Annotated in this window: 10 protein-coding genes; 9 read left to right on the plus strand and 1 reads right to left on the minus strand. The window is 56.1% G+C overall.

Annotation, left to right across the window (positions count from 1 at the left end; genetic code table 11):
* Window positions 1-201 precede the first annotated feature (201 nt).
* The 3 genes from nirB to AC2IBB_RS28700 all read left to right on the plus strand — a co-directional run bounded on the left by nirB (window position 202) and on the right by AC2IBB_RS28700 (window position 5,811).
* Window positions 202-2,652, plus strand: coding sequence for a nitrite reductase large subunit NirB (gene nirB, locus AC2IBB_RS28690; RefSeq protein ID WP_486330097.1), 2,451 nt, complete (start codon window positions 202-204; stop codon window positions 2,650-2,652).
* Between the two features lie 60 nt (window positions 2,653-2,712).
* The gene (gene nirD / locus AC2IBB_RS28695) at window positions 2,713-3,042 is read left to right on the plus strand and encodes a nitrite reductase small subunit NirD (RefSeq protein ID WP_486330098.1); all 330 of its coding nucleotides are present in this window, start codon (window positions 2,713-2,715) and stop codon (window positions 3,040-3,042) included.
* Between the two features lie 99 nt (window positions 3,043-3,141).
* Complete coding sequence (locus AC2IBB_RS28700) at window positions 3,142-5,811, plus strand: molybdopterin-dependent oxidoreductase (RefSeq protein WP_486330099.1); 2,670 nt, start codon at window positions 3,142-3,144, stop codon at window positions 5,809-5,811.
* Window positions 5,812-5,961: 150 nt separating this feature from the next.
* Here AC2IBB_RS28700 and gloA2 read toward each other — a convergent pair whose 3' ends face one another.
* Window positions 5,962-6,348: an SMU1112c/YaeR family gloxylase I-like metalloprotein gene (gloA2, locus tag AC2IBB_RS28705; RefSeq protein ID WP_486330100.1), complete on the minus strand. Its 387-nt coding sequence runs from the start codon at window positions 6,346-6,348 to the stop codon at window positions 5,962-5,964.
* 337 nt (window positions 6,349-6,685) lie between these two features.
* Here gloA2 and AC2IBB_RS28710 point away from each other — a divergent pair, with 337 nt between their 5' ends.
* From AC2IBB_RS28710 to AC2IBB_RS28735, 6 genes are all read left to right on the plus strand, one after another.
* On the plus strand, window positions 6,686-7,474 hold the full coding sequence (locus tag AC2IBB_RS28710) for a substrate-binding periplasmic protein (protein ID WP_486330101.1): 789 nt from the start codon (window positions 6,686-6,688) through the stop codon (window positions 7,472-7,474).
* 244 nt (window positions 7,475-7,718) lie between these two features.
* On the plus strand, window positions 7,719-9,251 hold the full coding sequence (locus AC2IBB_RS28715; protein ID WP_486330102.1) for an alkaline phosphatase: 1,533 nt from the start codon (window positions 7,719-7,721) through the stop codon (window positions 9,249-9,251).
* 580 nt (window positions 9,252-9,831) lie between these two features.
* Window positions 9,832-10,593, plus strand: coding sequence for a response regulator (locus AC2IBB_RS28720; protein WP_486330103.1), 762 nt, complete (start codon window positions 9,832-9,834; stop codon window positions 10,591-10,593).
* A gap of 3 nt (window positions 10,594-10,596) precedes the next feature.
* Window positions 10,597-10,959 carry a response regulator gene (locus AC2IBB_RS28725; RefSeq protein ID WP_127968685.1) on the plus strand — a complete coding sequence of 121 codons (363 nt, stop codon included), beginning with the start codon at window positions 10,597-10,599 and terminating at the stop codon, window positions 10,957-10,959.
* 28 nt (window positions 10,960-10,987) lie between these two features.
* The gene (locus AC2IBB_RS28730) at window positions 10,988-11,608 is read left to right on the plus strand and encodes a chemotaxis protein CheW (protein ID WP_486330104.1); all 621 of its coding nucleotides are present in this window, start codon (window positions 10,988-10,990) and stop codon (window positions 11,606-11,608) included.
* A 177-nt stretch (window positions 11,609-11,785) separates the two neighbouring features.
* On the plus strand, window positions 11,786-12,997 hold the full coding sequence (locus AC2IBB_RS28735; protein WP_486330105.1) for an ABC transporter substrate-binding protein: 1,212 nt from the start codon (window positions 11,786-11,788) through the stop codon (window positions 12,995-12,997).
* Window position 12,998: the final 1 nt, after the last annotated feature.

The raw sequence follows: 12,998 nt of genomic DNA on the forward strand, positions 1-12,998 counted from the left end.
CAAAATTCGCGCACTTTTTTAGAACAAAACCTGAGCGTTAATTCGCACCATTTGCAGGCAAATTCCCGCGAAATGCATCGAAATTCACTTTTTATCTCTTTAATTACAGAGACTTAAAAATAACGAGATTTTGGTTGGCGCCATTCATGCTGAATCACCGTCAATTAGCCTGTAGCGGATTCAGCGAGCTGGAGAAGATCCATGAAAGAAAAATTAGTCGTCGTCGGAAATGGAATGGCTGGAATGCGGACGGTCGAGGAGCTGTTAAAAATAGCCCCGGATAAATACGACATCACCGTGTTCGGATCAGAGCCTCACGGCAATTACAACCGCATCATGTTGTCGCCGTTGTTGTCCGGAGAAAAGACGCTTAAAGACATCATGATCAACGACATGGAGTGGTACAAAACTCACCACATCACTCTGCACGCCGGATGGGATAAGCGAGCGTTGAAAGTGGATCGCCGCAACAAGATCGTATATGCGGCGGACGGGACGGAAGCGCCCTATGACCGGCTGCTGCTGTCCACCGGCTCCAATCCCTTCATTATTCCTGTGCCGGGCAAAGACCTGAAAGGCGTCATCACCTTCCGCGATATTTCCGATGTGGACACCATGCTGTCCGCCGCCAAATCCAAACAGCACGCCATCGTAATCGGCGGCGGCCTGCTCGGCCTGGAAGCCGCCAACGGCCTGCTTAAACACGGCATGGACGTCACCGTGGTGCATAACCTGGAAATACTGATGAATCGCCAGTTGGATGGTCCTTCCGCCCGTTTTCTGCAAGCGGCTTTAGAAGAACGCGGCATGAAGTTTCGCATGTCCGCCAACACCGCTTGCCTGGAGAGTGACGAACATGGCGGCGTCAAAGCCATCAAGTTCGACACCGGTGAGACGTTGCCTGCGGATATCGTCGTGATGGCGGTCGGCATTCGCCCCAACACCGATCTGGCGCAGTCCTGCGGCCTGTATTGTGAACGAGGAATTGTGGTCAACGACACCATGCAAACCTACGACCCCAGCATCTACGCTATCGGCGAATGCGTGCAACATCGGGGCGAACTGTTCGGGTTGGTGGCGCCGATCTGGGATCAGGCCAAAGTCTGCGCCAACCATCTGGCGGGCTACGGCATCGGCATTTACAAGCAAAAAGAGGTTTCCACCAAGCTCAAAGTCACTGGCATAGACGTTTTCTCCGCCGGTAACTTTCTGGGGGACAACGACAGCGAAAACATCGTGTTTCAGGACCCCAAACGCGGCGTCTATAAAAAGGTGGTGATCAGAGAGGACAAAATCATCGGTTCTGTCATGTTTGGCGACACCGGCGATGGCTCCTGGTACTTCCAACTGATGCGCGACAAAACCAATATCAGCGACTTCCGCGACACCTTGCTGTTCGGCCAGCATTTAGTGGGCGACTCCGGCCGCCAGGGCATCAACGCCGTCGCGGACTTGCCTGACGATGCCGAGATCTGCGGCTGTAACGGCGTCTGCAAAGGCGACATCGTTAAAGCCATCACTGACAACAAACTCTACACCTTGGACGATGTGCGCGCCGCCACCAAAGCCTCCGCTTCCTGCGGTTCCTGCACCGGTCTGGTGGAGCAGGTTCTGGCGGCCACCGTCGGCGGCGACTACAGCACCGCGCCCAGTGAAAAGCCGCTTTGTAAATGCACCGGCTACGGCCATGACACTGTCCGCAAAACCATTATCGATAACGGCCTGAAAACCTTTCACGAAGTGGCCGCTTTTATGGAATGGGACAAACCGGACGGCTGCCATGTCTGCCGCCCGGCCATCAACTACTATCTGGTCTGCGCCTGGCCGGACCAGAAAGTGGACGACCCGCGCTCCCGCTTCATCAACGAACGGGTGCACGCCAACATCCAGAAAGACAACACTTACAGCGTCGTACCACGCATGTGGGGCGGCCTCACTACGCCCAATGAGCTACGCGCCATCGCCGACGCGGCGGACAAATACCAAGTGCCCTGCGTCAAAGTCACCGGCGGCCAGCGCATCGACCTGCTCGGCGTCAAAAAAGAAGACCTGCCTCATATCTGGAAAGACCTGAACGACGCCGGCATGGTGTCCGGCCATGCTTACGGCAAGGCATTGCGCACCGTGAAAACCTGCGTCGGCTCAGAGTTCTGCCGCTTCGGCACCCAGGACTCCACCGGCATGGGCGTGAAGCTGGAGAAGATGACCTGGGGCTCCTGGACGCCGGCCAAAGTGAAAATGGCGGTATCCGGTTGCCCACGCAACTGCGCGGAAGCCACTATCAAAGACTTTGGCGTTGTCGCAGTGGACTCCGGCTGGGAGCTATACGTGGGCGGCAACGGCGGCATGAAGGTGCGCGTCTCCGACTTCCTGGTCAAAGTGTCCACCATGGATGAAGTCATGGAGTACGCCGGCGCGCTGATGCAGATGTACCGGGAGCAAGGACATCACAACGAGCGCACCGCACCCTGGGTCGAGCGTGTTGGCCTCAGTTACGTCAAATCCGAACTGGTGGACAATCCGGAGCAGCGCAAGGCGTTCCACGCCCGCTTTCTGGAGTCGCAAAAACTAGCGCAGATCGATCCCTGGGCGGAACGGGCCGCTCAAGGCGTGGAGAAGCAGGAGTTCATCCCTCTCACGCAATTGAACTGAGTCGCACTAACAATCAAAACGTGAATACTCCCGAGACGTAAGACAGAAGAGATATCAGCTATGACACAGTGGATCGAGGTAGGCAGTCTTGAAGAAATACCACGCCTGGGCGCCCGCGTAGTGCAGTCCCGCTTCGGCGACCTGGCGGTGTTTCGCACCAAGGACGACAAAGTGTTCGCCCTGCGCGACAAATGCCCCCATAAAGGCGGCGCCTTGTCCCAGGGAATCATCCATGGCGACAACGTCACCTGCCCGCTGCACAACTGGGTGATCAGTCTGCAGAGCGGCGAAGCCCAGGGTTATGACACCGGCTGTACGCGCAGGTTTCAGGTGCGCATGGAAGGACAGCAGATTTTCGTGGCCCTCACCGCCACGGAAGAGAGCGATTGAGAATGGTGAGCTTGGGGACGCTTTTCCCATTGAAACGGCGGGACCGCACTCCCCGCCGCGGTTTCGCCGTTTCACCCTTTTTGCATCAGGCCCGAGTTTATGACTTCTAATCGCACTCTACACACCACTTGCGCCTACTGCGGCGTGGGTTGTGGCATCCAGGCGGTCGTGACGGACGCCGCAACCCGGCAGATCCACATTCAGGGCGACCGCAATCACCCCGCCAACTTCGGACGCTTGTGCTCGAAAGGCGCCGCACTGGCGGAAACGCTGACCTTGTACGGCCGGTTGTTAAACCCTGAAATTAACGGGGAAACGGTATCCTGGGACGCCGCCCTGGATCTGGCGGCGGAGACGCTGAGCGCCACGACGCGTGAGCATGGCCCCGAGTCCGTGGCGTTCTATCTTTCGGGACAATTGCTGACGGAAGACTATTACGTCGCCAACAAACTGATGAAAGGCTTCATCGGTTCCGCCAACGTAGACACCAATTCACGCCTGTGCATGTCTTCCTCCGTCGCAGGCCACAAACGCGCTTTCGGAGCGGATGTCGTACCGGGATGTTACGAGGACCTGGAGCAGGCCGACCTGATTATCCTGACCGGCTCCAATACCGCCTGGTGCCATCCTATCCTGTATCAACGCATCAAAGCCGCCAAACAGCAGCGCCCCCAGATGAAAGTGGTAGTGATCGACCCGCGTCGCACCGCCACCTGCGATATCGCCGACCTGCACCTGCCGCTGCAGCCAGGCTCCGATGCGTGGTTATTCAACGGTCTGTTGGCATACTTGGCGCGTCTGGGCGCGCTGGACTACGAATACCTGGAACAACATACCGAGGGCTTTGGCGTCGCCATCAAAGCCGCGCGCGCCGCCGAAACTGCGGATATCCCGTCGGTGGCCCGCCATTGCGGACTGAAAGAGGGCGAAGTGGCGGCGTTTTACGACTGGTTCCGCAAAACGCCGAAAACAGTGACGGCGTACTCTCAAGGGGTGAATCAATCCAGCAGCGGCAGCGACAAGGTCAACGCCATTATCAATTGTCATCTGGCTACCGGCCGCATCGGGCAGCCGGGAATGGGGCCACTCTCTCTCACTGGCCAACCCAACGCCATGGGTGGCCGCGAAGTGGGCGGTCTGGCTAATCAGCTCGCAGCGCATATGGACTTCACCTCGGATAACGTAGAGAGAGTCGGCCGCTTCTGGAACGCCACCCGCATGGCCAGCCAGCCCGGCCTGAAAGCCGTGGACCTGTTCGACGCCGTGGCGGACAGCCGCATCAAGGCGATCTGGATCATGGGCACCAATCCAGTTGTCAGCATGCCGGATGCGGACAAGGTCGCCCAGGCGCTGTCCCGCTGCGAAAACGTGATCATCTCCGACTGTATCCGCCGCACTGACACCACGGAATACGCCAACATCCTGTTGCCAGCGCTGGGCTGGGGCGAAAAAGACGGAACCGTCACCAACTCCGAGCGCCGCATCTCCCGCCAGCGCGCACTTCTAACGCCTCCCGGCCACGCCAAACCGGACTGGTGGATCATCAGCGCCGTCGCCCAGCGCATGGGTTTCGGCGCAGCCTTCAATTATCGCAACAGTCGGGACATATTCATTGAACACGCGGCGTTATCCGGCTTCGAGAATGCGCCAGAGCAGTCCTTACGCGCCTTCGATATTTCCGCCCTGGAGACACTGACCGACGCTGATTACGACGCGCTAGAACCAATACAGTGGCCAGTGAACGCCGCAGCGCCCCGGGGCTCATCCCGGCTCCTTCAAAACGGGGGCTATTTCAGTCGGAATCGCAAGGCGCTACTGCTGCCGGTAACGCCGCAACCACCGCAGGGAAAACTGGATGAGAGCTATCCTTTCGCTCTCAACACCGGCCGCATCCGCGACCAATGGCACACCATGACCCGGACCGCCCTGGCGCCGCGACTCAACGCCCATCTCCCTGAGCCTTACTGCGATATTCATCCGCAAGATGCGCAGCGGGCCGGCGTCGAAGCCAATACATTGGTGAGCCTGCGCTCCCGCCACGGCGCGATGATCGCCAGAGCCAACCTGACGGATGAACAGCAACCCGGACAATTGTTCGTCCCCATGCATTGGACCGCCCAATATAGCGCAGCAGGACGGGTCGGCGCGCTGGTCAACCCTTTTACTGATCCACATTCCGGGCAGCCGGAAAGCAAGCACACACCCGTGGCGCTGGAGCGCTTTGAGGCCGCCTGGCATGGCTTTATTTTCGCCCGGGAAGAATTGAATCTGGAAGGCGCGCCTTACTGGGCCAAGATTCGCGGAACCCGCTTCTATCGTTATGAACTCGCCGGCGCCGCGCCCATTGAAGACTGGAGCCAATGGGCGCGCGCCCTTCTGAATCTGTCTGCTCAGAATGAGAGCGAATGGCTGGAGTACCAGGATAGCGCAACGGGCAAGTACCGCAGCGCCTGCTTTACTGGCGACCGTCTGACGGCGTGCCTGTTTATCGGCCCCACGCCGGATTTGCCTGAACGGTCCTGGCTGGCGAGTCTGTTCGACCTGGAAGCGCTGACCCACAACGACCGCCTCGGCTTGCTCGCCGGCGTTCCACGCTCTGACGCCGCCCATGCCGGACGCACTATCTGCGCCTGCTTCGGCGTAGGAGAAAACACCCTGCGTCAGACGATTCGAGAAAAAGGACTGCAAACGGTGGAAGCCATTGGCCAATGCCTGAATGCCGGCACTAACTGCGGCTCCTGTATTCCTGAGCTGCAGAAACTGCTGTAACGCGTTCCCTCCGACGGGAAACTCGGTTTGGAACAAAGTTCGATTTGAGGAGAATCAAAAGCAACGACCCTTGCTCCTCTGCGTTTGGGAGCCTTCGCGCTCCCCTTTTTCACTCACTTGGCGCAGCAAAGCCTCCTGGCGACCCTTGCTTCAGGCTTCGTATAACTCCAGCGGCAAATCATCCGGGTCGGCGAAAAAAGTGAAACGCTTGCCGGTGTATTCATCCACCCGGATATCCTCCACCACCACCCCTTGAGATTCCAGATAAGCCTTGGCCTCCTCCACCGACGGCGTGACAAAAGCCAAATGACGCAAACCGCGCGCTTCGGGATAACTGGGACGGGGCGGCGCATCGGGAAAGGAAAACAACTCCACCTGAGAACCGTCCGGCAGCTGCAGATCCAATTTGTAGGAATTTCGTTGCGCGCGGAAATTCTCCGCCAGAACTTTCAGCCCCAATACCTCAGTATAAAAACGTTTCGACGCCGTATAGTCCGAACAAATAATAGCGGCATGGTGGATAGCGGTGAGTTTCATGTATCGCAAAGTCCCGGAATAGAATGTCAGACAAGTCTCTTATTCTCCTGACTTTAGCGATGCTTTTCAAAACTCGCGCAATCAAGCCCGCTTACCGCGGCGCCTGATATCTCCAGCACAGTATTACCCCCATAATGAAAATCTAACGTTCACTCCACGCAATTCGTTCAAGGTAACACTATGTAACTTATCCCCAACAAGACCTTGCGATTAGACCTACATCAGCTAACATGTCGAAATAAATAATAAAATCAGCGTATGTGCAGAAGAATAACCAGATCCCAAAACAGAGCCTGCTAAGACACAATCTGTATTCACTTTCCCATAAGGAAAACATATGTCGACATACAATGCCTTCAGAGCGCTGGCGCTTTTTCTTTCCACTCTATTCATTTCCAATCTCGCCGCCGCGCAAACGGATATCGTCTTCTGTAGCGACAACAACTACTGGTACCCGTTCACTTACGTAGACGAGCAAGGCGAAGCCGCAGGCATGCATGTGGACATCGTAAAAAAGGCCTCAGAAAGCCTGGGCTATAAAGTCGAATTCAAACCCATGCTGTGGCAGGAATGCCTGGATTCCGCCCGCGGCAATCTGGTGCACGGCGTCGTCACCGCCTCCTACAAAAAAGAGCGCGCAGAGTTCATGAACTACCCCGCCGACGCCGCTACCGCGCAACGCTCCGCCTCACGGGTGGCGCAAGTGGAATACATTGTGGTGGTGTCCAGCGACGCGAACTATGAATTCAAGGGCGATCTCAACACGCTGCCGGAGCCGGTGCGCGTGGCCCGCGGTTACTCCATCGTCAGTACGCTGCGAGAGTCCAACCGACGCATATATGAAAGCCAGACCGGGGAGCTGCGCAATATTGAAAAGCTGGCCAAACTGGGGAGCGGTTCGGTGATCACCACCCCCGAGGTCTATCAACACCTGATGCGGCAGGCGGAATATAAAACCAAACTGAAATCCGACCTCAACCCCCTCAGCAGTAAATCCTACCATCTTACTTTCGCCAAAGGCTCGCCCCTCACCACCGCAGAACAAACCGCTATCTGGAAAGAGATATCGCGCCTGCGAGACGACCCAGAATATATGGGCGCACTGACGGCCAAGTATCTGAAATAATAAAAAACCGATCAGCCCACGCCAGGACCGACAAGGACAGCGTCGCGACAGCGTGGGTATGCTGTGACCGGATCAAAAGAATTGGGCGATAACAACAAAAACGCCTGACTAAAGGGGCGCAAGCTCCATTATCACATCAATCGACTATGCAATAAGGAAGTCTATGCTAAGAAGAATACATTCTTGGAAATTATTGGCCAGCGCAGCAGCAATTTCGGCCTTGATGGCGGGATGTCAGTCCACCATGGACAAAAAAACCGACACCAAGGAACCGGAAGTTAAAAACGTCATCATGATGATCGGCGACGGCATGGGGCCGCAGCAGATCGGATTGCTGCACGAATACGCCGTCAATGCGCCAGATTCCATCTACCACGGCCAGCTCACGGGCATGCAGAAGTTTATGGACACCGGCGTCCTGGGCCTGTCCCGCCACACCCCCGCTTATAACCTGGTTGTCGACTCTGCCTGTTCCGCCACTCAGTTGGCCACTGGCGAGCCTGCGCCGTCCGAAGTTATTGGCCTCGACAAAGTGGGCGACCATGTGGAGACCGTGCTGGAGAAAGCCAAGCGTATGGGCAAATCCACCGGTTTAGTGTCCGATACCCGTCTGACACACGCCACGCCCGCCTCTTTCGCCGCTCACCGGGCGCATCGCTCTATGGAAAACCAGATCGCGGAAGACATGCTGGCGAACCAGGTAGACGTCATGCTGTCCGGTGGTTTGCGTCACTGGTTGCCCAAGTCCGTGAACGACAAAGGCGAACTGTACCAGGCGCTGGAAAAGAAAACCGAAGGCGCTGTACAGCTGAAGTCCAAGCGTAAGGACGACAAGAACCTGCTGGCGGACGCTGAGTCCATGGGCTATCAGCTGGCGTTCAACCGTAACCAGCTGGATGCTTCCAAAGGCGATAAGCTGCTGGGCCTGTTCAGCTACTCCGGCATGATGAACGGCATTCGTTATACTCACGCCAAAGACGATCCCAAGCGCACCGAGCCGACTCTGAAAGAAATGACCATGAAGGCGCTGGACATCCTGTCCCGCAACGAAAAGGGCTTCTTCCTGATGATCGAGGGCGGTCAGATTGACTGGGCGGGTCACGATAACGACGCAGGCACTATGCTGCATGAGATGCTCAAGTTCGACGAAACCATCAACTACGTCTACGAGTGGGTGAAGAACCGTCAGGACACTCTGGTCATCATCACCGCCGACCATGAAACCGGCGGCTTCGGCTTCAGTTACTCACGCTCCAACATCCCCGAAGGCGAGCCGCTGACTGGCGAAGCGTTCAAAGAAGCGGCTTACGCGCCTAACTTCAACTTCGGTTCATTCGAGACGCTGAGCAAGCTGTACCAGCAAAAAATGAGCTTCCCGGACCTGTTCGCCGAATTCGACGGCGCTAAGCAGTCTCCAGCGGAACTGATGAAGCTGGTCAACGCCAACAACGCGTTCCCCATCACTTTGGAACAGGCCAAAGCGGTTCTGCAGCAAGAGCCCAACTACTATAAGGTTGAAGGGCACGACTACCTGAGCGCCAAAATGTTCCCCAAAGTGAATGACTTCAAGTCATTCTACGTATACGGTCAGGAAGTGCGTCATGACCTGCTGGGTCGCGCCATGGCCGAAAGCCAGAACATCGTCTGGGCTACCGGCACTCACACTAGCACGCCGGTGCCAGTAGTGGCGTTCGGCCCCGCCGGCGCGACTGACGGCTTCTCCAAGCTGCTGCACCACACGGATATCGGCAAACTGGCCAAAAGCGCCATTCATTAATCCATCCCATGGAATAATGCGTCGATAATCAAAAAAGGAGGCCTCGGCCTCCTTTTTAACGCCTCAATGTTATCCGCCCGCCTTTCTGATCGCTGTGGGTTCTTTTCGCAAATGTTCTTTCTGACGTCTTTAGCGTTCGAAACGGCGTCATTGCGCTCACTCAAGAGCACTCTAAAACCTGCGTTCAAGCCCCATTTTCAGACGAATTCTCATATTTAATTTTGCAAAGTTTTTCACCGCAATGTACGGCGAATAACGGCGATTTCTCACCCGGCTTCAACGTTTAATTCTGCGATTTCCAAAAAATCAAAAGGTTAGGCGCAAACGTGAATAGGGACACGTTTTCACCACCTGTAACAATTTTCCCCGCTCGCTTACATCTCGAAACGAGAACTGCGAACTAAAACGTCAACTTATCGACGTTCATTACCATTGTTTACGAGCATGTTTTTGACAAATTTAACATTCATTCCAATAATCCAGCCAATAGTGATTAGTTTTTAATCATCTCGGAGCAGTTAACTCAGTCGATTTGCAATCAGACCCAAAGGAAAGGCCGCAAGGTCGAGGAGAGGGTTTCATGGACAAGATTATCATTTCGCATGTGGGGCTCATGGAGAAGGACTTGGTTCTGCTTCGGAACCTGTCTCATCTGGACGAAACATGGTTCGGAAACTTCCAGCTCGCCAGCGAACCCGGCTCCATGGAAGGACAGATTCTGCTTGTGGATATCGATAAGCCAGAAAGCCGCAGCCTTTGGCAAAGACTGAAGGCCGCCACTCACTTCGAAAAAACCATCGTCATCAGCCGCAGCAAGCAGCCTGTTGACGATGAAGCAATCCACCTGACCCGTCCCCTGATATTCCGTCGTCTGCGCGAAGCGTTGCAGCAGGCCACGCAGTCGGACCAGCAGGAAGCGAAGACCCACGTAAAGAACATTCTCGTTGTCGACGACAACTTGCCGGTGCGCACCTTCATGAAACAGAAGCTGCATGAAATCCTGGATTTCGAAGCCGGCGTGGATGTAGCGGAAAGCGGTGAGGAAGCGCTCATGAAAGTGCGCGACTGCCGCTACGACCTGGTGTTCATGGATGTAATGATGCCTGGCATGGATGGTTATCAGGCTTGCCGCTCAATCAAGCAACAAGTGAAAACCAAAGTGGTGATGCTGACCAGCAAATCATCCACGTTAAATCGCGTCAAAGCAAAAATGTCCGGGTGCGATGGTTATATCACCAAGCCTCCGGAAGACCGGGAACTGGCGGAAGTAGTACGCCGCTATCTCGGCGCCGCCAAAACGGAAACGCTCATATTTCCACAACTAGCAGCTCTAGGGAGATAACCTATGAACAAGAAAGTACTTATCGTCGATGACAGCGAAACCGATCTGAAACATCTGGAGCAGATCGTCTCCGGCGCAGCCTATCAAACGGTGACAGCCCGTTCCGGCGAAGAAGCCATCAGCAAAGCGCGCAAAGAAAAGCCCAGCCTGATTCTGATGGACATCATCATGGGCGACATGGATGGCTTCAGCACCTGTAGGGAGATTTCCCAGGACCCGGAGCTGTCCAAAATTCCCGTGGTGTTCGTCTCCAGCAAGAACCAGAAGGTGGACCACATCTGGGCGGCCAAACAAGGCGCCAAGGCGCTGGTGTCCAAACCTTACAAGAACGAAGAAATTATCAGTCAACTCCACAGCTACGCCTGAAGCCGATTCAGGAACGAGGTGAGACGCCATGAACAGCGTGTCAATCCCGGTTGAGAGCAAGCGAATACTCCGGCCCTCCGAAGCATTCGCCCTGCTCCGGCAAATCAACGCGGAAACCCGGGAGGAAGTCCGTGAAAATCAGGCCACCGCATGGTTCGCCCTGCGGCTGGCCGTCAAGGAGGCCGACGCGGATACGGCTGATCAGAGCAACCTGGGCCTGTTGATTCGCGAGGACTGCTACAAGGAACTGTTGGAGTCTCCGGAAATCTGCCCGGTCCCCTATGCTCCCAAGTGGCTGAGCGGCTTCGTGAATGTCCGCAGTCAGGTGACCCCGGTTGTCGACCTGGAAATATATTTTGGTCTGCGCGACGCCTCAGAAGCGATCGCGCCGCAACGCAAAGTCGTGCAACGGGCCAGTCCCTCCTACCTGCTGTACTTCGATCAGGGGCAGGAGTCTTTCGCCGTGAAGGTGCGTCGTTTCCCTCACAAGCTGATGATGACGACAGACCAGCGCATGACCCAACCCCCGCCTCTTTCCAACGCTCTGATGGCCTGCGTCGATGCAGTCTACAGACAAAACGGCATTTGGTGTGAATGGAATCTGGACACGTTCAAAAGGAGGCTGACCGATATGTTGAGCACGAGTTAAGCCCAACCCCGATAGACAAGCCTGTCAGCGATAGCAGTACACATCCGCCCCTCAAGGCGCAGGCTGAACCCTGGTAACTAAAACGGAATTTCCGGAGAAGTCAGGACCGGAGAGGGTTGGCTACGCCTAAAAACCCCTTCGGAAACGTTATTAAAAGGAGTCCCATGGGAGGATAACATGAGAAAGACCATCTCACTCTTATTCGGTCTGGCCCTGAGCCAACTTGTCGCCGCACAATCACCCGGCGTTTATGGAGATCGCATTGTCGTCGGAGGCGTACTGGACCTGGAAGGTCAGTCCCGCGGCCTGGGTCTGAACATGCGCGACGGCGTGCTCGCCGCATTCGAAGGCGTCAGCATCAAGGGTAAACGTCTGGAATACGTGACCCTTAACGATTCATACACCCCTAACCTCACCGTTGAGCAGACTAACCGTCTGATCAAGGACGGCGTATTCGCCATGATCGGCAATGTCGGCACTCCGACCGCTCAAGTGGCGCTGCCGATCCTTGCCGACAATAAAGTGCCTGCGGTCGGCTTCTTCACCGGCGCAGGACTGCTGCGTCCCGGCATCGGCGACGTCGTCAACTTCCGCGCCAGCTACGTGCAAGAAACCGCCAAGGTTATCGAGCAAGGCTTCCTCGCCGGCCTGCAAGCATCCGAGATCTGCGCTTACGTACAGAACGACGCTTACGGCATGGCCGGGGTGGAAGGCATCAAGCTGGCGCTGCAAAACAATGTCCGCTCCCGCGATATCGTAGAAAAGCTGGACACTATCCTGGCCAAGTCCGGCGACTCTCCCGAACGTAACGGCATCGGCCCTGTTGGCGTTTATGAGCGCAATACGCTGACTTCCCGCGCCGGTTTCGAGTCCCTGAAAGAGTGGGAGAAAGCCAGCAACAGCCGTTGTCGCCTGGTGGTCACAGTCGGCACCTATAACGCGATCGGACGTTTCGCCGCTTACTCCAAACAACGGGGCGCAGACTGGCTGATCAGCGCGGTATCCTTCACTGGCGCGGAAAACCTGCGCGACACCCTGGACCGTTTCGGCGTGACGGATAAAGTCATCCTGACTCAAGTAGTGCCGGACCTGGAATCCGACCTGCCCATCGTCAAAGAAGCCAGATCCGCTCTCGGCGAACGCTTGAACGTAGTGAGCCTGGAAGGCTATATCGTCGGCAAAATGTTCGTGGCCATCATGCAAAGCATTAAAGGCGACCTGACCCGGGAAAGCTTTGTCCGCGCCACTCGCAACGCAGAGTTCAATATCGGCGGCGTCGCCCTCGACTTCCGCGGCGACAATCAGGGGTCCGACCTGGTGACGATGACTTACTTCAACAACAAGTCTTACCTCCCCATAGAAGGCGCGCAACTGGCCAGATTGTTCTGAA

It is taken from the genome of Hahella sp. NS-SX17 (assembly GCF_057367735.1).

What these genes read in the sequence shown, in the direction of transcription:
- nirB (WP_486330097.1), top strand. Translation starts at nt 202, where the DNA reads ATGAAAGAAAAATTAGTCGTCGTCGGAAATGGAATGGCTGGAATGCGG.
- nirD (WP_486330098.1), top strand. Translation starts at nt 2,713, where the DNA reads ATGACACAGTGGATCGAGGTAGGCAGTCTTGAAGAAATACCACGCCTG.
- AC2IBB_RS28700 (WP_486330099.1), top strand. Translation starts at nt 3,142, where the DNA reads ATGACTTCTAATCGCACTCTACACACCACTTGCGCCTACTGCGGCGTG.
- gloA2 (WP_486330100.1), bottom strand. Translation starts at nt 6,348, where the DNA reads ATGAAACTCACCGCTATCCACCATGCCGCTATTATTTGTTCGGACTAT.
- AC2IBB_RS28710 (WP_486330101.1), top strand. Translation starts at nt 6,686, where the DNA reads ATGTCGACATACAATGCCTTCAGAGCGCTGGCGCTTTTTCTTTCCACT.
- AC2IBB_RS28715 (WP_486330102.1), top strand. Translation starts at nt 7,719, where the DNA reads ATGGACAAAAAAACCGACACCAAGGAACCGGAAGTTAAAAACGTCATC.
- AC2IBB_RS28720 (WP_486330103.1), top strand. Translation starts at nt 9,832, where the DNA reads ATGGACAAGATTATCATTTCGCATGTGGGGCTCATGGAGAAGGACTTG.
- AC2IBB_RS28725 (WP_127968685.1), top strand. Translation starts at nt 10,597, where the DNA reads ATGAACAAGAAAGTACTTATCGTCGATGACAGCGAAACCGATCTGAAA.
- AC2IBB_RS28730 (WP_486330104.1), top strand. Translation starts at nt 10,988, where the DNA reads ATGAACAGCGTGTCAATCCCGGTTGAGAGCAAGCGAATACTCCGGCCC.
- AC2IBB_RS28735 (WP_486330105.1), top strand. Translation starts at nt 11,786, where the DNA reads ATGAGAAAGACCATCTCACTCTTATTCGGTCTGGCCCTGAGCCAACTT.